21 protein-coding genes are annotated in these 21,202 nt (G+C 69.6%); 5 read left to right on the forward strand and 16 right to left on the reverse strand.

Annotation, left to right across the window (positions count from 1 at the left end):
• Positions 1-16 precede the first annotated feature (16 nt).
• Together ACWEOO_RS05370 and ACWEOO_RS05375 are read left to right on the forward strand one after the other, a co-directional pair.
• Entirely contained in the window at positions 17-769 is a 753-nt protein-coding gene (locus ACWEOO_RS05370; RefSeq protein ID WP_452141914.1) for a glycerophosphodiester phosphodiesterase, read from the forward strand.
• 54 nt (positions 770-823) lie between these two features.
• Positions 824-2,197 (forward strand): MFS transporter, encoded by a 1,374-nt coding sequence (locus ACWEOO_RS05375; protein WP_452141915.1) that lies wholly within the window; start codon positions 824-826, stop codon positions 2,195-2,197.
• Positions 2,198-2,266: 69 nt separating this feature from the next.
• On the opposite strand, the gene ACWEOO_RS05380 is transcribed toward ACWEOO_RS05375, so the two are convergent.
• From ACWEOO_RS05380 to ACWEOO_RS05425, 10 genes are all read right to left on the reverse strand, one after another.
• Complete coding sequence (locus ACWEOO_RS05380; protein WP_452141916.1) at positions 2,267-3,685, reverse strand: polysaccharide lyase 6 family protein; 1,419 nt, start codon at positions 3,683-3,685, stop codon at positions 2,267-2,269.
• Positions 3,686-3,695: 10 nt separating this feature from the next.
• Positions 3,696-4,541 carry a helix-turn-helix domain-containing protein gene (locus ACWEOO_RS05385; RefSeq protein WP_452141917.1) on the reverse strand — a complete coding sequence of 282 codons (846 nt, stop codon included), beginning with the start codon at positions 4,539-4,541 and terminating at the stop codon, positions 3,696-3,698.
• Complete coding sequence (locus tag ACWEOO_RS05390; protein WP_452141918.1) at positions 4,538-5,971, reverse strand: chondroitinase-B domain-containing protein; 1,434 nt, start codon at positions 5,969-5,971, stop codon at positions 4,538-4,540. Before ACWEOO_RS05390 ends, ACWEOO_RS05385 begins: the two co-directional genes overlap by 4 nt.
• A 3-nt stretch (positions 5,972-5,974) precedes the next feature.
• Positions 5,975-6,841 carry a carbohydrate ABC transporter permease gene (locus ACWEOO_RS05395; protein ID WP_452141919.1) on the reverse strand — a complete coding sequence of 289 codons (867 nt, stop codon included), beginning with the start codon at positions 6,839-6,841 and terminating at the stop codon, positions 5,975-5,977.
• Positions 6,838-7,782: a carbohydrate ABC transporter permease gene (locus ACWEOO_RS05400; RefSeq protein WP_452141920.1), complete on the reverse strand. Its 945-nt coding sequence runs from the start codon at positions 7,780-7,782 to the stop codon at positions 6,838-6,840. The genes ACWEOO_RS05395 and ACWEOO_RS05400 overlap by 4 nt, the downstream gene beginning before the upstream one ends.
• A complete protein-coding gene (locus ACWEOO_RS05405; RefSeq protein WP_452141921.1) occupies positions 7,779-9,083 on the reverse strand; it encodes an ABC transporter substrate-binding protein in 1,305 nt (434 codons plus the stop codon). The genes ACWEOO_RS05400 and ACWEOO_RS05405 overlap by 4 nt, the downstream gene beginning before the upstream one ends.
• Positions 9,084-9,283: 200 nt before the next feature.
• Positions 9,284-9,841, reverse strand: coding sequence for a hypothetical protein (locus ACWEOO_RS05410; RefSeq protein WP_452141922.1), 558 nt, complete (start codon positions 9,839-9,841; stop codon positions 9,284-9,286).
• A 12-nt stretch (positions 9,842-9,853) separates the two neighbouring features.
• Positions 9,854-11,083: an ABC transporter permease gene (locus ACWEOO_RS05415; protein ID WP_452141923.1), complete on the reverse strand. Its 1,230-nt coding sequence runs from the start codon at positions 11,081-11,083 to the stop codon at positions 9,854-9,856.
• Positions 11,083-11,775 (reverse strand): ABC transporter ATP-binding protein, encoded by a 693-nt coding sequence (locus tag ACWEOO_RS05420; RefSeq protein ID WP_359927960.1) that lies wholly within the window; start codon positions 11,773-11,775, stop codon positions 11,083-11,085. Before ACWEOO_RS05420 ends, ACWEOO_RS05415 begins: the two co-directional genes overlap by 1 nt.
• The gene (locus ACWEOO_RS05425; RefSeq protein ID WP_452141924.1) at positions 11,765-13,117 is read right to left on the reverse strand and encodes an efflux RND transporter periplasmic adaptor subunit; all 1,353 of its coding nucleotides are present in this window, start codon (positions 13,115-13,117) and stop codon (positions 11,765-11,767) included. The genes ACWEOO_RS05420 and ACWEOO_RS05425 overlap by 11 nt, the downstream gene beginning before the upstream one ends.
• A 266-nt stretch (positions 13,118-13,383) precedes the next feature.
• Between ACWEOO_RS05425 and ACWEOO_RS05430 the strand changes: the two genes are divergently transcribed.
• From ACWEOO_RS05430 to ACWEOO_RS05440, 3 genes are all read left to right on the forward strand, one after another.
• Complete coding sequence (locus ACWEOO_RS05430; protein WP_130448290.1) at positions 13,384-13,755, forward strand: RNA polymerase-binding protein RbpA; 372 nt, start codon at positions 13,384-13,386, stop codon at positions 13,753-13,755.
• Between the two features lie 90 nt (positions 13,756-13,845).
• Positions 13,846-14,436, forward strand: a complete 591-nt coding sequence (locus ACWEOO_RS05435) for a TetR/AcrR family transcriptional regulator (RefSeq protein WP_452141925.1) — start codon at positions 13,846-13,848, stop codon at positions 14,434-14,436.
• Entirely contained in the window at positions 14,433-15,587 is a 1,155-nt protein-coding gene (locus tag ACWEOO_RS05440) for a GDSL-type esterase/lipase family protein (RefSeq protein ID WP_452141926.1), read from the forward strand. Before ACWEOO_RS05435 ends, ACWEOO_RS05440 begins: the two co-directional genes overlap by 4 nt.
• Positions 15,588-15,637: 50 nt before the next feature.
• On the opposite strand, the gene ACWEOO_RS05445 is transcribed toward ACWEOO_RS05440, so the two are convergent.
• The 6 genes from ACWEOO_RS05445 to ACWEOO_RS05470 are packed head-to-tail and all read right to left on the reverse strand — an operon-like array spanning position 15,638 to position 21,165.
• The gene (locus tag ACWEOO_RS05445) at positions 15,638-15,979 is read right to left on the reverse strand and encodes a hypothetical protein (RefSeq protein WP_452141927.1); all 342 of its coding nucleotides are present in this window, start codon (positions 15,977-15,979) and stop codon (positions 15,638-15,640) included.
• Positions 15,966-16,277 (reverse strand): hypothetical protein, encoded by a 312-nt coding sequence (locus ACWEOO_RS05450; RefSeq protein WP_452141928.1) that lies wholly within the window; start codon positions 16,275-16,277, stop codon positions 15,966-15,968. Before ACWEOO_RS05450 ends, ACWEOO_RS05445 begins: the two co-directional genes overlap by 14 nt.
• A 2-nt stretch (positions 16,278-16,279) precedes the next feature.
• Positions 16,280-17,509: an NRAMP family divalent metal transporter gene (locus ACWEOO_RS05455; protein WP_452141929.1), complete on the reverse strand. Its 1,230-nt coding sequence runs from the start codon at positions 17,507-17,509 to the stop codon at positions 16,280-16,282.
• Positions 17,506-17,937, reverse strand: a complete 432-nt coding sequence (locus tag ACWEOO_RS05460) for a hypothetical protein (RefSeq protein ID WP_452141930.1) — start codon at positions 17,935-17,937, stop codon at positions 17,506-17,508. The genes ACWEOO_RS05455 and ACWEOO_RS05460 overlap by 4 nt, the downstream gene beginning before the upstream one ends.
• Complete coding sequence (locus tag ACWEOO_RS05465) at positions 17,879-20,218, reverse strand: FUSC family protein (RefSeq protein ID WP_452141931.1); 2,340 nt, start codon at positions 20,216-20,218, stop codon at positions 17,879-17,881. Before ACWEOO_RS05465 ends, ACWEOO_RS05460 begins: the two co-directional genes overlap by 59 nt.
• A 26-nt stretch (positions 20,219-20,244) precedes the next feature.
• Positions 20,245-21,165, reverse strand: a complete 921-nt coding sequence (locus ACWEOO_RS05470) for an MBL fold metallo-hydrolase (RefSeq protein ID WP_452141932.1) — start codon at positions 21,163-21,165, stop codon at positions 20,245-20,247.
• Positions 21,166-21,202 lie beyond the last annotated feature (37 nt).

Here is a 21,202-nt window from a genome sequence, read left to right on the forward strand (position 1 = left end):
GTACATACTTCTGGACGTGTACCCCTACCTCGACCACGACGGCCCGATCGCGATGGCTCATCGAGGCGGCGCGAAACACCCGGACAACATCGGCTACGAGAACTCGCTGCACGCGTTCCAGCACGCCGTCGACCTCGGGTACAAGTACCTGGAGACCGACCTGCACGCGACCAGCGACGGGGTCGTGGTCGCGTTCCACGACAAGGTCCTGGACCGGGTCACCGACCGCACCGGGGTGATCGCCGAGCTGCCCTGGTCGGAGGTCAGCAAGGCGAGGATCAACGGGCACGAGCCGATCCCCCGCCTGGACGAGCTGCTCGAGCACTTCCCGGGCATCCGGTTCAACCTGGACATCAAGGCCGACGGCGGCCTGGAGCCGGCCGCGAAGGTGCTGCAGGCCGCGCACGCGCTCGACCGGATCTGCGTGTCGTCGTTCTCCCAGTCGCGGGTCCGGCGGATCCGCAAACTGCTCGGCCCCCGGCTGTGCACCGGGTACGGCGAGTGGGAGGCGGCGCTGATCCGGTTCCTGCCGTTCGCGCTGCCGTCGCGCGGCGCCTGCCTGCAGATCCCCGAGCGGTACCGCGCCTTCCACGTTCTGACGCCCGGCCTGATCCGGCGCGCGCACTCCCGCGGCAAGCAGGTCCACGTGTGGACGATCGACGACCCGGATACGATGCGCCGGCTGCTCGACGCCGGGGTCGACGGCATCATCACCGACCGCACCGACCTGCTCCGCGACGTACTGCGGGAGCGCGGTCAGTGGAGCTGAAGTGTTATCCGCGGGTACGCCGGATCGTCCCCGGGACCTGACACACTTCCGCGCATGGGAATCCTCTCCGCTCCGGCCGGCGTGGACAAGCGTGAGTACTGGGGCTTCAGCCTGTACGACTGGGCGAACTCCGGCTATGTCACCACGGTCGGCACGGTCCTGTTCGCGCCGTACCTGACCTCGGTCGCCGAGACCGCCGCCTGCGGGTACGTCGGGACCACGGACAAGCCGTGCCACACCAACCTCGACGTGCTCGGCCTCGGGATCTCCCCCGGCTCGCTCGCGTTCTACGTCGTGACGGTGGCCACGCTGGTGTCGGCGCTGTTCCTGCCGGTGGTCGGCGCGATCGCGGACCGGATGACCCGTAAGAAGCTCCTGATGTGCGGCTTCGCCTGGACCGGCGCGCTGGCGGCGGCCAGCATGGTGTTCGTCGGCGGCGGCCGGTGGGCGCTCGGGGCGCTGCTGCTGTTCATCGGCAACCTGTGTCTCGGCTCGTCGCTGGTGGTCTACGACTCGATCCTGATCGACATCGCGCCGCCCGATCAGCGCGACGCGGTCTCCTCCCGGGCCTGGGCCTTCGGGTACGCCGGTGGCTTCCTCCTGCTGCTGGTCAACCTCGCCGTGGTGACGGCACACGACGCACTCGGGCTGTCCCAGGGAACGGCTGTGCGGCTCAGCCTTCTCAGTGCCGGGCTGTGGTGGGGTCTGTTCACCTTCTTCCCGTTCGTCCGACTCCGCGACCGCCCGCCCGTGAGCGTCGTCCCGGTCCGCAGTGCCGGCCTTGTCCGCCAGAGCTTCGGGCAGCTCGCGGCGACGCTGAAGCACCTGCGCTCCTACAAGATGACGATGCTGTTCCTGATCGCGTACCTGTTCTTCAACGACGGGATCCAGACGGTCATCTCGGTGTCGTCGACGTACGGCGAGAAGCAGCTCGGGTTCGAGACCCAGGTGCTGATCGCGACCATTCTGCTCGTCCAGTTCGTCGCGTTCTTCGGCGCGCTCGCCTTCGGCCGGTTCGCCCAGCGGTACGGCGCGCACCGCACGATCGCCGGCGGCCTGGTGGTCTGGATCCTGATCGTGATCGCCGGGTTCCTGCTGCCCGCCCACCAGATCGCGCCGTTCCTGACCATGGGCGTCGCGATCGGGATCGTGCTCGGCGGCACGCAGGCGCTGTCCCGGTCGGCGTTCAGCCAGCTGATCCCGAAGGGCCGCGAGGCGGAGTACTTCTCGCTCTACCAGGCCGGCGAGCGGGGTACGTCGTGGCTGGGCACGCTGGTGTTCGGGCTGGTCCACCAGCTCACCGGCTCGTACCGTCCTGCGATCGTCGCGCTCGGGCTGTTCTTCGTCGTCGGCCTCGCGCTGCTGACCCGCGTCGACATGCGCCGCGGCATCGACGAGGCCGGCAACACCCAGCCCGCCGTCGTCTAGGCACTCGTCCAGGCAGCTGTCTGGGCGGAGGCGCCCGTCCTGGTGAACGGGCGCCTCCGCGTCCTGGGGTTAGGCCGCGTTCGGCCCGACGTCGGCCGCGTTCAGCGGACGACGCACTGGTGTGGCAGTCGAGTACTCGTCGGCGCCCACGTCGTACGGCGCTGTGCGGGTCTGCCCGTCGACGTCGTCGGTGACCTGACTCGAGTGGTCGACGCTGGCGGCATTCACGGCGGCACTGCCCGCACCGAGCCGGTACACGCCGTCGGAGCCCGCGGTCAGCTTCGGATCGGCGCGGGTGAACCCGGACGACGGGATGTTCCCGTTGGCCGCCTGGCCCCAGAGGATGTTCCCCAACCAGGTCAGGCCGCTGAGGTACGGCATGTCGACCAGGTCGCCGCTGTCGCCGACCATCAGGTTGTCGGAGACCGCGCACCCCAGCGGCGGGACGGTGCGCTGGCTCTCGCCGACGAGCGCCTGCCCGTTGTTCCGCAGTGTGTTCAGCGTGATCGTGACCCGGTCCGGCGCATCGTTGCCGCGCCGGGAGTCGGACGGCTCGCCCTCGTAGTGGTCCCGCTCCGTGCCGCTGCCGAGCACCACACCGGCGCCCGAGATGCCGCTGACGTAGTTGTTCACGATCAGGTGGTCGTTGCCGTAGATCCGGATGCCGTTCGACCCGGACAGCAGGTAGTTGCTCTCGACCCGGTTGTCGTTGCCGTGCCGCAGCACCAGCCCGCCGGCCGACGAGCGGATCGTGTTGTACCGGATCGTGTTGCCGGACGACTTCACCGAGATCGCCTCGGGGTCGCCGTTGCAGCGCTCGAACAGGTTGTACTCGACCGTGGCGTCGGCGGTGCTGAGCGCGCGGCCGCTCACCCCGAGCCGGATCGGCTCCCCGCCGTTGGACCCGCTGAACGTGTGGTCGCGGAAGTAGTTGCGCAGGATGTAGGTGCGCTGCGCCATCGCCTCGGAGCCCGGTCCGTCGATCACCAGGTAGACGCCGAGCGTGGATTTGTCGTGGAAGACGTTGCGGTCGATCTTCGCGTCGTCGCCGCGGACCACGACCCAGTGCTCCGCGGCGGCGGCGAGGCCGAAGTCGTTGCGGGTCAGCCGGATCCGCGGGCAGTCCGCCGGGATCTCCAGCGTGGTGCTCTGCCGGAACGCGAACCCGCTGATCGTGATGTCCGACGATCCCGAGAACACGAAGCTCTGCGCGCCGGTCAGCGTCACGCCGCCGCGGCTCTGCGCCACGATCGTGATCGGCGAACCGCTGCTGCCGTGCCGGTTGGTGATCGTGATCGGCGATCCCGACGGTACGGCGTACGAGCCGTTGGCCAGCGTGATCGTGGTGCCGGCGGTGGCGGTGTTGATTGCCTGCTGCAACTCGGCGAGCGACGTCACTGTCGCCTGCTCCCGGGCCAGCGCCGGTTGGGCGCTGACCAGGGAGAGGGCGACGACGCCACTGCCCGCCAAGAAGGTACGACGGTCCATGACGAGTCTCCTAGCTGTTGGGGCGGTACAACTTTCGGTACTCGCTCGGGGTCACCGAACTCACCTGTCGGAAGACCTTCGAGAAATAGGACTGATCCATGCCGACGGCGGCCGCGATCTCCTCCATCGGGCGTGCGGTCGCCACCAGCTCGCGCTGGGCCCACTCGATCCGGGCCCGCTTGATGTACTGCTTCGGCGACAGGCCGAACTCGGTCCGGAAGTGCCGCATGAACGCCGGCAGGTCGTAACCGAAGTGGGCCGCGAGCTCCTCGACGCTCGGCAGCGTGGCGAGGTTCTCCTGGATGTACTGCACGATCCCGGACTCGCTCGTCTGCCGCTCCGACAGCCTGACCGAGCCGGGCGGCGCACTGTCGAGGTAGTGCGCGAACAGCGCTGTCAGCGCCGAGCGCAGCCGCAGCGGCGTCGCGAGTCCCGGCGGGTCCCGGTCGGCCGCGCCGACCTGTTCGAACAGCGCCGCGGCCTCGTCGGGTGCCTTGCTCGGCACGATGTACGGCAGCGTCAGCATCTCGCCGATGTCGCGGTCGCCGATCAGCGCGTTGAAGTGCAGCCAGTGTTTGCGGAAAACGTTGTCGCTGATCGTCTCGTACGACACCGGCACCTCGGCCGGCATGTACACCAGCTCGCCCGGCCGCGGGTACAGCTCCTCGTCACCGACGACGAGGCGCCCTTCACCTTCCAGGATCAGGTACAGCCGCGAGAACGGATCGGGCTGCAGCGGCCGGGACCACTCGCGGTGCACCTTGGTGATTCGGGCGGCGACGACCAGGTCCAGCCGCAACCGGTCGAGATACGTCCGGATGATCTCCTGCTCTCCTACCGCTGTCTTGGTGGTCATCGGGCGTGCGGTCCCACGTCGGTCGAGGTCAGCGGGCGGTACTTCGCATACCGCGGCGAGTACTCGTCCGCGCCGACGTCCGCCGCCCGTCCTGTCCGGTGGTCCCCGTCCAGATCGGTGGCCACCTCCGGGTACGACCGGGACGCCGCGTCGATCGCGGGGCTGCCGGCCGTGAGCCGCCGTACGCCGTCGGGCCCGGCCGCGAGTAGCGGGTCGGCGCGGGTGAAACCGGCCGCGGGGGCGTTGCCGTCCGCGCCCTGTCCCCAGTGGATGTTGCCTGACCAGGTGATGCCGTCCTGGAACGGCATGTTCACCAACTGCCCGTTGTCTGCCACCAACAGATTGTCCGTCACCGCGCACTCCAGGGGCGGGAGGGTCCGGTGACTCTCACCGGTCACCGCGGAGCCGCAGTCGAGCACCGTGTTCAGCGCGATCCGCACCCGGTCCGGTGCGTCGTTGCCGGTGCGGGACTTCGGCGGCTCGCCCGGGTAGTGGTCCCGGACGTTGCCGCTGCCCAAGACGACGCCGGAGCCGCTGATCCGCTCGAGGTAGTTGTTCACGACCAGGTGGTCGTTGCCGTAGATCCGGATCCCGTTCTGTCCCGACAACAGATAGTTGCCCTCGACCCGGGTGCCGTTGCCGTGCCGCAGCACGATCCCGCCCAGGCTGTCGCGGATCGTGTTGTGCCGGATCGTGTTGCCCGACGACTTCACCGAGATCGCCTCGGGATCGCCGTTCGCGCGCTCGAACAGGTTGCGCTCGACCACCGCGCCGGCCGTGGACAGTGCCCGCGGACTGACCCCGAGCCGGATCGGCTCGCCGCCGTTGTCCCCCGGGAACGAGTGGTCGCGGAAGTAGTTGTGGTGGATGCGAACCCCGGCCGCCATCTGGTCGGTGCCGGCGCCCTCGACGCCCAGGTAGATGCCGAGCGTGGACTTGCCGTGGATCTCGTTGTGGTCGAACTCGGTCTGGTCGCCCCGGATCATCACCCAGTGCAGACCCTCGACGTCGGCGAGCTGGAAGTCGTTGCGGGTCAGCCGGATCCGCTTGCAGTCGGGCGGTACGTCGAAGGTCGAGGTCTGCCCGCGGAACGCGAACCCGCTGATCGTGACGTCCGACGACGCGCTCAGCACGAAGCTCTGCGCACCCGTCACGACGACCCCGCCGACGGACTCCGCCCGGACGACGATCGGCTCGTCGCAGGTACCGCGCTTTCCGGTGATCGCGATCGGCGCGGTCAGATCATAGGTGCCGTCGGCAACCGTGATGACGCTGCCCGGCACGGCGTGCCCGATCGCCGTCTGCAATTCGTCCGGCGAGCGAACGAGCCGGCTCCGCGCATCGGCTGCCGCCGGAAGCGTCCCGGCGGCTGCCACCAGGCCGGACACCCCCGCGACCCCGGTGGTTGCCAGGAAGGTACGACGATCCATGTCTCACCCCTTGAGTGCGCCGGAGGTCAGTCCTCGGGCGAACGAACGTTGGAAGAAGAGGAACACCAGCACGGACGGGAGCAGGGCCAGCAAGGACGCGGCGAGGACGACGCCGGGTGTCACGGCCGGATCGATCCGCAGGGTCCGCAGCGCCAGCGGCAGTGTGTACGCCGACGAGTTCTGCGCGACCAGGAGCGGCAGCAGGTACTGGTCCCAGATCATCGTGAAGCCGAACACCCCGATCACGCCGAGCGCCGGCTTGCACAGCGGCAGGATGATCTGCCCGAAGATCCGCAGCTCCCCCGCACCGTCGATCCGGGCCGCCTCCTCGAGCTCGCGCGGCACGTCCTTCATGAACTCGGTCATCACCAGGATCGAGAACGCCCAGGCGCCGAGCGGGACGATCATGCCGGCCAGCGTGCCCATCAGGTTCAGATGCACCAGCGGCAGGTCGGCGAGCACCAGGGTCAGTGGCAGCGCGAGGATCTCCTCGGGCAGCATCATCGTGGCCAGGATCGCGACCATCACCAGCGTCATCAGCGGGAACTTCTTCCGCGCCAGCGCGTAGCCGGCCAGCACCGACACGGCCACCTGGAGCAGCAGCCCGAACCCGACCACGAAGAACGAGTTCAGCAGGTACCGCAGGACGCCGTGGTCGAAGGCGATCCGGAAGTTGTCGAGCGTCGGCGTCCTCGGTACGACGCTCAGCTGGGTCGGATCCGAGACGTGGTTGAACGAGCCCACCAGCAACGCGAGCAACGGGCCCGCGAAGACCGTGAACAGCGCGGCGTAGATCACGAACTTCGCGAGCCGGGCGCCGATCCCCTTGCTTTCGGTGAGCCCCAGCGCGGTCTCGGTGGCGGCGCTCATGCGGCCCTCCTTCGTCGCAGCAGCTGAACGCACACGGTCAGCACGAGCGTGGCCGCGAACAGCAGCACCGCGCCGGCCGACCCGACACCGAGCCGGCTCTGCTCCAGGCCCAGCTTGTAGATCAGCGTCATCACGACCTCGGTCGAGCCGTTCGGCCCGCCGTTGGTCAGCAGGAACACCTCGGTGAACGTCCGGAACCCGCGGACGGCGGCCAGCACGAACAGAATCGCGAACACCGGCCGCAGCCCGGGCAGCGTCACGTGCAGGATCCGCTGCCGCGTCGACGCGCCGTCGACCGTCGCCGCCTCGTACAGCCCGCGGTCGATCCCCGCCAGTCCGGCGAGGAAGATCATCATGTCGTACGGCGCCCCGCGCCAGACGCCGGTCACCGCGATCGAGGCGAGCGACGTGTGCGGATCGTTGATGAACCCGGACGGGCCGAGCCCGACCAGACCGATCACCTGGTTGATCAGGCCGTCGCCCGTCGGGTGGTACATGATCCGCCACAGCTCGGCGACCACAGCGAGCGGTACGACGACCGGCAGGAACGCCGCCGACCGGATGAAGGTCAGCTTGCGGGTCTGCCCTTCCACGAGCAGCGCCAGGCAGAAGCCGAGCAGCATCGATCCGAACGTCTGCCCGACCGCGAGCACGATCGTGTTCCACGCGGCGGACCGGAAGCCGTCCGAGCCCAGGACCTCGGCGTAGTTGGCGCCGCCGACCCAGGTGTTGCCCAGGTACGGCCGGACTTCCTGCACCGACATCCCGATCGCCTGCGCCATCGGGATGAACTTGAAGTACACGAACAGCACCAGCGCCGGGGCGAGGAACAGCCACGGCACCCACCACTGCCCGTCCCGGAGCCTCCGGCGGGGCCGGTTGACGGCCGCCGGCGCGACCTGCGCCGGGGCCGTCAACCGGGTTGCCTCACGCACACTCATGACGCGTTGACGCCCTGCTGGCTGAGCGTGTCGGTCAGCTTCTGGTCGAGCTTCTTCAGCTCGGCGTCGACGTCCAGGCCGCAGTCCGCGATCAGGGCGTTCACCGTGTCGGCGGAGCTTTGGCGAACCGGCGTCCAGTTCGGGATGGACGGGGCGTAGCGGCCGTGCTCGCGGTACACGTCGGCGTACAGCTTCCACCGCGGGTCGGGGCGGACCGTGGTGATGTCGACGCTCTTGTTGACCGGCAACTGCACGATGAAGGCCTTCTCGCCTTCCATGCCGATCTTCTGGCCCTCGGCGGAGATCGCGTAGCCCGCGAAGGCGTTCTGCGCGGCCTCGTTCTTCGAGCCGGCCATCAGGTAGACGCTGCCGCCCTCGGCGAGCACCGTCGAGTCCTTCGGGCCCTTGGGCATCGGCACGACCTCGTACTTGTCCTTGCCGAGCGAGGAATCGAAGCGCGGCATCAAGTACGGGCCGACGACGTACATCCCGGTCTTGCCGGCCTCGAAGGTCTCGTTGGTCGGCGGCGTGTCCATCGTCGCCGCACCCGGCTGGACGACCTTCGACGTGCAAGCGAGGTCGCGGAACCACTTGGTCGCGGCCACCGACTCCGGGGTCGACATGGCGGGCTTGTACTTGCCGTCGCTCTGCTTGGCGATGAAGTCACCGCCTGCGGCCCAGAGGAAGTTCGAGAAGTACCACGACGCGTAGCCGCGCTTGGTCGAGCCCGGCACCGCCAGGCCGTACGTGTCGGCCTTGCCGTTGCCGTCCGGGTCCTGGGTGGTGAAGGCCTTCGCCAGGGCGACCATCTGGTCCCAGTTCGCCGGTGCGGACAGGTTGACCTTCTTCAGCCAGTCCTTGCGGACCAGCAGCGCGGAGGCCTGCGCGGAGTACGGAACGCCGTACGTCTTGCCGTCGGTGGCGCGTGCCGCGGCCAGCGCCGGCTCGAGCAGCTGGTCACTGCCCTTGATCGCGGACAGATCGACCTCGCGGACGATCCCCTGGCTGACCATCGTGCCCAGCTGGGACGAATCGTTCATCACGATGTCCGGCAGGTCCTTCTGCGCCGCCCGCTGGGACAGCTTGGTCTCGAAGTCGTCGAAGATCGCCGTGACCTCGACCTTCTGCCCCGTCGCCGCCTCGAAGGCCGCCGCCAGCTTCTTCATCCCCTTCTCGCCGTCGCCGCCCGGCGTGGTGCGCGCCCACAGCTCCAGCGGCGCCGACGGATCCTGCTCGGCCTTCCCGGCCCCACCCCCACCGCAGGCGGTAACCGTCAGGGCAAGCCCCACCCCCGCAGCCATGAATCTGAACGACCTGATCACCGACACAGTCCTGCCCAACTTCCGACTCGAGAGGCTCAGTTTGTACTTTTTGAGCCTCATTTCGTCGCAAGATAGCGCTTTCCAAAGCACGGCGTCAATGACTCATCCGATCTCTGCCGGCCGCGGGGGTCTGGCCACGTGCGCCCGGCCGGGGTGTTGGCCGGGGGCACGTGATCGGGTCAGCGCGACGACGGAGACGCGCTCGGGATGTTGCGGAAGCCGCCGCCGAAGGAGCCTTGGCGGACGGTGTTCGCGGTGATGGTGCCGTTGGAGGTCTGGCCGCTGACGACGACCTGCTCGCCGGCCTTCAGATCCGCCGCGGTGCCTTTCGCGGTGATCTCGTACGTCGTGTCGCCGGTGAGCTTGACCGTGACATTGCCGGACTGCGTCTTCACGACCAGCTCGGAGCCGCTCGCCGACACGACCGTACCGATGGTGCCGCCGCCCTGGCCGCCACCCTGCCCACCGCCCGGGTACTGGCCCGGCGCGTTCTGGCCGCGGAACCCGCCGTACCCGCCGGCGCCGCGCCCACCGGCCTGCGGCTGGTTCGACGAGCTGTCGGAGGCGAAGGCCGCGTGCAGCCCGGCGCCGCCGCCGAGCCCGATCGCGAGGACGACGATGCCGGTCAGGATCGCCGTCGCCAGCGGCAGGTTGAGGGTCTTCTTCGGCTTCAGTGCCGCGTCGACCTCCTCGTCGGACCCGATCTGGGCGAACTCGTCGGGCGTCTGGTTACTCATCTGAAAGGCCTCTCACTCATGCCGTAGCGCATCGATGGGACGGAGGCCGGCGGCTCGGTGCGCCGGCATGCTGCCGAAGAACAGGCCGACCGCCGCGGACACGCCGAGCGCGAGTCCGATCGACGACGGCACCAGCACGGGCTGGACGCCGGCCAGCTGGAAACGGGTGACGATCAGCGCGGCGCCGACGCCGACCGCACCGCCGATCAGGCTGAGCAGTGTCGCCTCGATCAGGAACTGGCCGAGCACGGTCCGCCGGCGCGCGCCGAGCGCCTTGCGGATCCCGATCTCCCGGGTCCGTTCGGTGACCGTGACCAGCATGATGTTGGTGACCCCGATCCCGCCGACGACCAGGCTGATCGCGGCCACCGTGGCGAGCAGCGCGGTGAACGTCGCCGCGGTGTCCTGGCTGGTTTGCAGGATCTGCGCCGAGTTCGTGATCCGGAACGGCGAGGTCTCGGTCGCGGGCACCTGATGCCGCGCGGTCAGCAACTGCGTGACCTCGGCCTGCGCGGCGTCGACCCGGTCCTGGCCCGCCGCCTGGACGACGATCTGGCTGAGGGCGCCGTACCCGGCCTGGGTCGCCCGGAGCGTGTTGATCGGGACGATCGCGGTCGCGTTCGGGTCGTTGAACCCGGTGCTGTCCTTGCTGGCCAGTACGCCGAGCACGGTGAAGTCGACCGCGCCGAGCTTGATCGTCTGGCCGACCGCGTTCGCGGGCCGGGTGAACAGCTCGGTCGCCGCGGTCTGCCCGAGCAGGATGACGCGGCGCGAGCCGTCCACGTCCGCCTGCGTGAACGAGCTGCCGATCTGGACCGGCGTGTTGGTGGCCGGCAGGTACGCCGGGGTCGTGCCGATCACCTGGTTGACGGTGTAGCTCGTGTCGCCGTTGGTCGCCGTACCGGAGCTCGTCATCACCGGCGCCACCGAGGACACGTCCGGGGCCAGGTTCTTGTCGGTGAGTGCCGCGGCGTCGTCGAGCGTGAGGCTGTACTGCTGGTTGGCCGGGCCGGCCTGCCCGCGAACGAAGCCGCCGCCACCGCCGGTGGTGGAGACCGTCAGCAGGTTCGTGCCCATCGCCTCGAGGCGGTCCTGCACCGCCTTGCCGGAGCCGTTGCCGACCGCGACCAGCACGATCACGGCACCGACGCCGATCGACACCCCGAGGACAGTCAGCAGCGATCGCAGCTTGTTGGCGGTGAGGCCGCGGAGCGCGGCGCCCATCAGGTCGCGTGGTGACATCAGCGGGTCACCTCGTCGGAGACGATCCGGCCGTCCGAGACGTGGACGAGTCGCCGCGCCCGGGCGGCGACCTCGTGCTCGTGGGTGATCACGATGATCGTGCGGCCGCCCGCGTGCAGGTCGTCGAACATGCCCAGCACCTCGTCGGTCGAGTGTGCGTCGAGGTTGCCGGTCGGTTCGTCGGCGAGCAGGATCCGCGGGCCGGTCGCGAGCGCCCGGGCGATCGCGACCCGTTGCTGCTGGCCGCCGGACAGTTGGTTGGGCCGGTGGCCGGTGCGGTCGGCCAGGCCGACCATCTCGAGGGCGCGGTTGGCCCGCCGGCGGCGTTCGGCCCGGCGCAGATGGGCGTAGGTGAGCGGCAGTTCGACGTTCGCGAGCGCGGTGGTCCGCGGGATCAGGTTGAACGACTGGAAGATGAACCCGATCTTCCGGCCGCGGACCAGGGCCTGCTGGTCCTCGCTCAGCCGGGCCACGTCGCTGCCGTCCAGCCAGTACTCCCCACGGGACGGTACGTCGAGGCAGCCGAGGATGTTCATCAACGTCGACTTGCCGGATCCGGACGAGCCCATCACCGCGACGTACTCGCCCGCCTCGACCCGCAGCGACACGCCCCGGAGAGCATGGACCGCGGTCTCGCCCTGGCCGTACGTCTTGGTGACGTCGCGGATCTCGATCAGGGACTCAGCGGCCACGGAAGCCTCCGGCGCCGTTCCCCTGGCCGAGGCCGCCGGCCGGGAACTGGCCGCCGCCCGGCTGCTGGCCCTGCCGGTTCTGGCCGTTCTGGGTCCCGGTGCCGCCGATCGCGCCCTGCAGCAGCTCGATCTGATCGCCTTCTTTCAGGCCCGACGTGATCTGGGTGTAGCTGTCGCCGCGGACGCCGACCTGCACTTCACGCGTCCCGCTGCCGTCGGCCATCGTGACCGTGTACGTCGTACCGCTGGTGGCGATCGCGGTGCTCGGCACATAGAGGGCGTCGGCGGCCTTCGCGGTCTGGACCGTGACGTTCGCGGTCTGGCCGATCCGGGCGTTGGCCGGGAGCTTGGCGAGGCTGAAGGTGGCCGAGTACGACACCACGCCGTTCGTGGTGGTCGGGGTCGGCGAGACCGTCGCCAGGGAGGCCGTCAGCGTCGTACCGGGCTCGGCGTTCAGGGTGACCGTCGCGGTCTGGCCGGCCCTGATCTTGATCGCGTCCGCCTCGGCGAACGCGGCCACCACCTGGAGCGACTTCAGGTCGGCGATGTCGACGAACCCGGTGCCCGAGGTGGTGGTGGAGGTTGAGGTTGAACCTTGACCTGAGGTCGAGCCCTGCCCGCCGCTCCCCGAGCTGGAACCGGAGCTGGAGCTCGAACCGCCGGCCACCGAGCCGACCGCTCCGTTCACCGCCGTGATGGTGCCGGCGATCGGCGCCTTCAGCGTGGTCGCGTCGACCGCGGCCTCGGCGGCCTCGACGTTCTGGTCGGCCTGCTCCTTGTCCGCCTTCGCCTTCGCCAGGCTCGCCTCGGCGTTGCTGACGGCAACTTCCGGACTCTGACTCTGTCCTTGACCTTGAGACTGCTGGGTCTGCTGCTGGCCGGCGGTCGGCGTGGGGGTCGGCGAGGCCGATGCCTCCTCGGCCTCCTCCAGCGCGTCCTGTGCGTCGCTCAGCGTCTCGCCGGCCGCGGTGACCGAGTTCGCGGACGCGATCTGGTTCTGCTGGGCGATCCGCAACTGCCGCTCGGCGGCGGACGGGTCGACTTTCGCGATCGCGGCGCCCTTCGCCACCACCTGACCGACTTTCACCAGCACCTGGGTGACCGTGCCGGAGGTCTCGAACTGCGGCGACGCGGTCTGCGAGCTCTGCAGGGTGCCGCTCGAGCTGACGCTCGCCGTCACCTCACCGCGCTGCACGGCCGCCGTCGGCCGGGTCGCGCTCGCGGCCGGTGGATCCTTCTTGAAGAACAGGAAGTAGGCGGTGACGGCGATGACGAGCACGATGGCCACCAGGGCCACGTTCACGAAACTGAGGCCACGGAGCTTGTGGCGGGGTAGCACCATGGACGCAGAGGCTAGGGACGATTACTGAGGAGGAGATCCTCGATTCCTGGCAACAGGCTGTGAACCAGGTGGCGATTCGGTGCGTCGTACGTCGGGCGGTTCGCGACGGACGGCACAGCGCGGGATCTGTACGGGATCTGTGAACAGTCGATGACAGCAGGTCACGACGGTGCTGTCAGGTGCGAACATATGGCTCGGACATGCCAAAATGGGAATGATCCGGGCCGGCCGACCGTTGGCACGGATGACGATCTCGGAGGTTTGACATGTCTAATCGCGTACTGCGTGGTTCGGGGCTGGGTGGGGTCAGCTTCGAGGATGACCGTGGTGTCGAGTTCGCGCCGCGCCAGATGATCACGTATGACTGCCCCCGCGGCCACGTGGTCGAGGTGACGATGGCGCACGACGCCGAGGTGCCCGCGGTCTGGGAGTGCCCGCACTGCGGCAGCGAGGCCGCCCGGTCCACCGGCGAGAAGCCGGAGCCGAAGCAGGAGAAGCCGGCCCGTACGCACTGGGACATGCTGCGCGAGCGCCGGAGCATCTCGGAGCTGGAGGAGCTGCTGGCCGAGCGGGTCGAGCTGCTCCGCAAGGGCGAGATCGGCCCGGCGCACCTGCACCGGACCAAGCGCACCGCCTGAACCACCCGGGAACCCTCATCGCAACGGCGCGGTGGGGGTTTCTTCTTGATCTCATTTGCCTAAATGCTTTAGGCAATTACATAATGAGACATGGCAAGAGCGGGGTTGAGCGGCGAGCGGCTGGCACGGGCCGGGGCGGAACTGGCCGACGAGGTCGGGTTCGAGCAGGTCACGGTGTCGGCGCTGGCGCGGCGGTTCGGTGTCCAGGTGGCGAGCCTGTACTCGCACGTCCGCAACTCCGACGACCTGAAGACCCGCATCGCCACCGTCGCTCTCACCGAATTGGCCGACCAAGCCGCCGCGGCGGTCGCAGGCCGGGCCGGACAGGACGCACTCACCGCCCTGGCAGACGTCTACCGCACCTACGCCCAATCCCACCCCGGCCGCTACGCGGCCTCCCGCTACACCCCACCCGACGCTCAGGCGACGACCACTGACTTCGTGGCCGCTGGGAAGCGGCATTCGGAGCTGATGCGGGCAGTTCTGCGCGGCTACGACCTGGACGAGCCCGCGCAGACAGACGCCGTACGACTGCTGGGGAGCTTCTTCCACGGCTACGTCACGCTCGAGCTCTCCGGCTCCTTCAGCTACAGCGGCCCGCCGAGCGCCGACAGCTGGCCCCGCATCCTGCACGCCATCGACACCCTTCTCCGCACCTGGCCCGAGAGGCAATCCTCGTGATCACCACCCCCATCACCCTCGACCTGCTCCGCGGCGCCCTGGACCTCGAGCAGACCGCCCGCGGCGTCCTCCCGCACCGCCTCCCGGCCTGGGCGCGAGCGCAATACGACGACAGCCAGATGGCGATGGTCGACTCGCAGCCCTCCGGCGTACGCCTCGTCTTCCGCACCAGCGCGACCGCGATCGAGCTCGACACGCTCCCGACGAAGCGCGACTACACCGGCGCTCCCCCGCGCCCGGACGGCGTGTACGACATCCTGGTCGACGGCCGGCTCCACACCCAGCTGACGGCAGCGAGCGGCGACGTCATCACGATCGACCTGGCGACCGGCGCCACCGAGACCCGCGAAGGCCGGCCGCAGACGCTGCGAGTCACCGGGCTGAGCGCCGCACCGAAGACCGTCGAGATCTGGCTCCCGCACGACGAGACCACCGAGCTCGTTGCCCTGCGCGCCGACGCAGCGGTCGAGCCGGTCCCGGCGAGTCGCCGGACCTGGCTCCACCACGGCAGCTCGATCAGCCACGGCTCCAACGCGGCGCACCCGACCGGCACCTGGCCCGCGCTCGTCGCCGCACAGTCCGGCGTGGAGTTGGTCAACCTCGGCTTCGGCGGCAGCGCGTACCTGCAGCCGTTCATCGCGCGCACGATCCGCGACACGCCCGCCGACCTGATCAGCCTGAAGCTCGGCATCAACATCGTGAACTCCGACAGCCTCCGGCTCCGCTCGTTCACCCCGGGCGTCCACGGCTTCCTGGACACCATCCGCGACGGTCACCCGGACACGCCACTCCTGGTCGTCTCCCCCATCCTCTGCCCGATCCACGAGGACACCCCCGGTCCGACCGGCTGGGACCTCGCCGCACTCGCCGCCGGCGAGCTCCGCTTCACCGCGACCGGCAACCCGGACGAGGTCCCCGCGGGCAAGCTCACGCTGTCGGTGATCCGCGCCGAGCTCGCCCGCATCGTCACCCAGCGAGCCCTCACCGACCCGAACCTCCACTACCTCGACGGCCGCGAGCTGTACGGCGAGGCGGACAACCTCGCCCACCCACTCCTCGACGACCTCCACCCCGACGCCGCCACCCACGAACTACTGGCCACCCGCTTCACCCACCACGCCTTCGGCCCCAAGGGTCCCTTCACCCAGTGACAAGCGTCCCGCCCGACAGGAAATGTCGCCCAGCAGGCCGGGCAGGCCGGTCAGTAGCGGGCGAAGTCCTCCAGGCGGTGGAGGTCGGGGCGGGCGTGGGTGGTGGTGACGGCGTCGGCGGTGATGGTGTCGACGTCTTCCCAAGGTAGGTACCAGACCGCGCCCAATCGCCAGTGCACGAGCCGGCGAAGCAGTTCGGGACCGACGTGGCGCTCGTAGCCGAACAGTCGCGTGGCGCGGTTCTCGACGACGATCAGGCCGTCGACCCGCAGCGCGCGCTGCATCGACACCAGCATCGGTCCGTCCTGGACCAGGCGGACATCCGCGACGCCGCCGATCACGTCCCCATGGGTGTCCAGGACGCGGCGCCCGAGCAGGTCATTCAGTCGCATCGCCGGCTCCTGGGATCTTGGCGATCACGTGGTTCTCGACCCAATCGTCGTAGTAGTCGAGATCGAGGTCCTCGACGACGACCGTCACCGCGGTGTCGATGGCGGCGATCCGCCGTGCCGTGATCCGCTCGCGGCCGGTGATCAGCGCGGCCACCACCGGTGGGTCGGCGTCCAGGTCGAGCTCGACGTCGTCGATCTTTCCGGCCAGGTGACCGTCGGCCTGGTCGATCAGCTGCCGGTCGAGCAGGTGCAGCTGTGCGTGCAGCACCCGTCCCGATGTGTCAGGCGTCCGAGTCATGGTCACTGCCCGCCCTTCGTGATGATCATCAGCGGTATGGCCGCCAGCGACGCAACAACCAGCAGGGCCAGGTAGACCAGGCCGAACGCGTTACGCATCGGACCGTTGGTCTCCTTGCCGACGTAGTCGGGATCATTGGCGACAATCAGGATCGGGAGGTACGTGAGCGGCAGCGCCATCGCCGCGAACACCACGGAGTACTCCGTCACCAGCACCGGATCGACCGAGGTGAGCAGCGTCAGCATCGCCAACACGATGCACACGATCATCACCACATGGAACCGCGACGCCTCGCGCGGCCGCACCAGCTTGCCCCACTGCCAGCCGCGGTACTGCGCGATCGTGTAACCGCACGACAGCGCCGTCTCCAGCGCCGCGCCGAAGGTCGCCGCGAACACGCCGATCAGCACGATCGCCAGGCCGATCTTGCCGAGGGCAACCGCCACCGGCAGCGTCACCTGCCCCAAGGTCCCGACCTGGATACCCGCCGGCAGGAACAGCACCGCGGTGCAGCCCATGATCGCCAGCGACAGGATCCCGCCGAGCGGGAACCCGACGAACACGTTGGACCGCGCGGTCACCAGGTCCCGCCGGGTCCACTTCTCCTCGACCCCTCCGGACGAGAAGAAGAACACCTCGTACGGCGTCATCGCCGCACCGAACAGCGCGATCGCGAAGTACGCGTACGTCGACCAGTCCTCGTGGCCGATCGGATGCGGCCGGGTTGCCTGGTGCAACAACTCGCCCCAGTCCGGCCCGAGCTTGAACAAGGCGACCGCGAACACCACCAGCAGCAGCCCCATCAGCCCGAAGACCTGCTCCAGCCGGGAGAACTTGACCCGCCAGATCACCAGCCACACCGCGAACGCGGCCAGCGGCATCCAGAGCAGGTAGTTCACGCCGCTCGCCAGTTCGAACGCGAGCGCCACCCCGCCGATCTCGGCGATCAGCGTCAGCAGCGTGACCAGGAACGACGCCACCAGCGTCAGCAGTCCGGTGCGCGGTCCGAGCCGCTCACGGATCAGGTCGAACACGGGCCGCCCGGACATCGCCACGACCCGCCCGCACATCTCGGCGTACAGGCAGATCCCGATGACGCCGACGATCACCACCCACGCCAGGTGCAGGCCGAACCGGGCGCCGACGAGCGCGTTCGTGACCAGGTCGCCGATGTCCACGAAGCCGCCGATGGCGGTCAGGATCCCGAGGGTGACACCGAGCACCTTCTTCACTGCGCGAGCTCCCCGATCCGGCCCAGGTCCGTCGCCGACTGCCGGAGCGCGGGCAGTTGCCGTTCGGCCGCGGCCAGGTCGTCGTTGCCGAGCGCGATCCGGACCGCGGTCACCGCGGTCTGCGCGTCGTCGAGGGTCTTGGTGACCTGCTCGTAGAGCCGCGTCGAGGTCGGCGTCGACGGTTGTTGCGCGGAGAACGAGCTGGCCGCCGTCTCGACGCCCTTCTCGGCGTCCTTGACGATCTGTCCGGCGGACCGCGTCCACAGGTGCTGCGCCCGCAACTGCTCGACGGCCAGCCGCGTGGTGCTCACCTCGGAGGCGGCGGAACGCGCCGACTGGGCGGCGGCCGATCGGAGCTTCTGGTCCGGGTTACCGCAACCGCTCAGAATCAGGATCGTCAGCAGCATGATCGCCACTGCTCGCCGCATGCTCACCGTCCCCGGTCCGATGGTCGTACGACGGCCCGGTACCCAGAAGCATGCCGTGATCAGTCGTTCGCTTCGCCGCCGACGCGAGCGCCGGCTGCAAGCGCCGGATCGCTTCGAGATGGCTGTGTGTCCAGAGGATCCTGATCGCGGTGGGTGTCGCCTGGCCGTCGCGGTCGTACAGGTCGCGCCGTACGGCGTCGATCAGGCGGGCCTTGGTCTCGTGATCGTGCTCCAGCGGCTCCGGCACAGGGCCTTGGCCGTCGACGCTGCGGGCGAGTGTCGCGTACCACCGCAGCAGCCGATCCGCCGACGCGAGTAGCGCGGACTGGGCCGCGGCGCGATCGTCCGACGGCGGGCGGCCGTCGGCGTACCGTTCCCAGAGCTCGAGTACGGCGTCCGCGGCCAGGCGGATCCCGACCACACCGGTGACGAGCGCCGTCATCTCGCTCAACGGCACCGGCTTCGCTCCGCGCTCGGTGAGATACGTGCGGAACGTGTCGTCCAGCCGGCGCGCCGCGGCCGCTGCCCGGCGACCGTCCTGCGGTGCCGACGGTCCGGGCCCGCAGCAGGACACGGCGTACCCGACGACGCTGACGAGGTACTGCGCGCTGTCGACGTACGCCTCCGCGAGCGCCTTCCCGACCGCGGTCGACGCTCCGCGCGGCCAGAACAGCAGGCCGACGAGCAAGCTCACCGCGCAGCCGAGCGCGATGTCCTCGATCCGGAACAGGATCAGCGACCAGCCCTCCGGCTGCGCGATGTTGAAGAGGATCACCAGCGTGACCGTGAACGCGGCCTGACCGGTCGCGAACGAGATCGCCGCCGGCACGATGCCCGCGATCAGGACCGCGACGGGGAGCAGGATCCACAGCACCACGCTGTTGTCGCCGATGACGAACAGGAGGCCGGCGCCGATGAGCGAGCCGACGACGGTGCCGCCGACCGCGCGGTACGCGTTCTGGCCGGTGTTGAGCGCGTTGGATCGAAGCACCGACAGCGTGCCCAGGATGACCCAGAAGCCGTGCTGGACGCCGGTGAGGTTCGCCAGCGCCACCGCGGCCGCGAGCCCGGCCGCGCCGCGGATGCTGTTGTGCAGCCACACCGAATGCCGTTCCAGATGCGCGGCAGCACGCTCGGCGGCGCTGGTGACCGGTCCCGTCAGCGAGCGCGGCTCTCGCCCGAGCAGGCGATCGGTCCAGCTCCGCTGGTCGGCGATGCGGGCGGACTCCACGTTCTGCGCGATCAGCATGACCGCGAAGCCGATCTCCTGCGCGCGGAACGACACGTTCAGGCTGCCCATCAACGCGGCCGGTGAGCCGTACGCCGACGGCAGCCGGGCGACCGCGCCCTCCTCCAGCCCCGTCACGGCATCACGCAGTACACGCGTCGCCTCGGCCAGCCCGTCGACGGCGAGCCGTGGATCTTCGAGCAGCTCCGCACTGCGTTCCAGGACGTCAGCGGCCGCGAGGTGAACCGCGGCCGACTCCGTGTCGCTGCCGGGAAGCACCGCGGGACGCGAGTCGCCGAGGATCGCGCTCAGCCAGGTCAGTTCGTCGACGAGCCGCACCAGCGCCCTGGATCCGGTCGACAGGCCGGTCGGCCGGTACGGCGTCGCGGTGAACGTCCGCCGCAGCTGGTCGATGAGAGCCGCGGTCCGCTCGGTCCGTACGGCGCACACCTCGAGCGTGTCCCGCGCCTCGGAGCGCAACTGCGCCGCCGCCGCTCGGCAGACCCGGGCGGCCGGCGCCGCGAGCGGATCGACCCACGGCCTCGGCCACAGGAACCTGACCGCAAGGATCGCGCCTGCCGCGGCGATCGCGACACCGGCGAGCCGGTCCGGCAACATCGCGAGCGGACCGGGTGTGGCCACCGAGAGGATGAAGGCGAGCAGCAACGACGTACCGGCGCCGGCCAGGACCGAGCTGACCACCCCGGAGAACAGGACCACGAAGCCCACGACAGCGGTGGTCACGACCGCGGTCCAGACAGACCGGCCCGCCAACGTCCCCACCGAGACCAGCACGAGCCACGCGATCGCGAGCTGCACCTGTGCGCGGAGCCGTTGCACCTTGGAGCCCGGGAAGTCGACCAGCAACAGCATCGCGAACGCCCCGAACGCGGCGAACGTCGCCACCGTCGGCGCGTGCAGAACCTTGGCACAGAACGCGAACAGCGCCGGCATCACGATCGCCGTGCGCGCCGCCCGCCGCGTCGCACCCAGCCCCGGATCCCGCGCCCGCAGCCAGGCGACGAGGCGCCGACCGAGCATCACCACCCGCATCCCGCCTCTCGCCGAGCCCGATGGCGTCAGTCTCCTCCACCCGGCCCCGTTCGGTCACGCGGGTGCTCCGAGCAGAGGCAGCCCACGCCGCGGTCGATCCACTCCGGGAGCCGCCAGTCGGGGTGGCGCCGAATCATCAGCGCCCGGATCTCGGCGGCCGTCGTCTCCTCGGACACCCCCGAATCCCGTCGGCGCCAGGTCTCGTCGCGCAGCTCGGTGAGGTAGTCGCGCACCTGGGCAAGCAGCCCCGCGTCGCCGACGTCCCCGTGGCCCGGGACAACGATCCGGTGGCGCTCCGCGGCCAGGCGGTCCATGACATCGATCCAGCGCACGCCGGACACGTCCACGTCGTACGGCGGGAACCACGGGAAGATCGCGAACTGGTCCGCCTCGGCCAGGTCGCCGGTGAAGATGATCCCTTCGTCGGGGACGGTGACGACCTGGTCGCCCTTGCTGTGTGCGCGTCCGGTCGCGCTGAGGTGGACAGTGCGACCGCCGAGGTCGAGCTCGTAGGTGTCGTCGTACGTGACGTCCGGGGTGGGGATGCGGACGTTCTCGAGTTCGCGGGCGACCGGTTCGCCGAGCTGGCGGAACATGTGCAGGTAGCCGTCGCCCTTGGTCGTCAGGTCGTCGGCCTGAGCCGTGTTGACGAGGTACGTCGCATCGCCGGCGAAGACCTGCGCACCGAACGCGTGCTCAGGATGGAAGTGCGTCGTGGTCAGGTAGAGCCGGCGGCCGTTCGCGTACGACGTGGCGAAGCGCAGCACCTGCTCCGCGTTGCGCGGGCCGAGGCCGGTGTCGACGACGAGGACCGAGTGGCTGCCGCCGACCACGCCGATGTTGGGGACGAGGTCGACGCTCCGGTTCGGGATCACGACGACGTCGCGGCCGAGCTCCTGGACGTGGGTCAGGTCGACGAGCGGGTCGGCGTACGGGTATTCGGTCATGTCTCCAGCTCAGCACCGGGCGGCGCCGCGCGTCCAA

The organism is Kribbella sp. NPDC004138 (assembly GCF_053603655.1).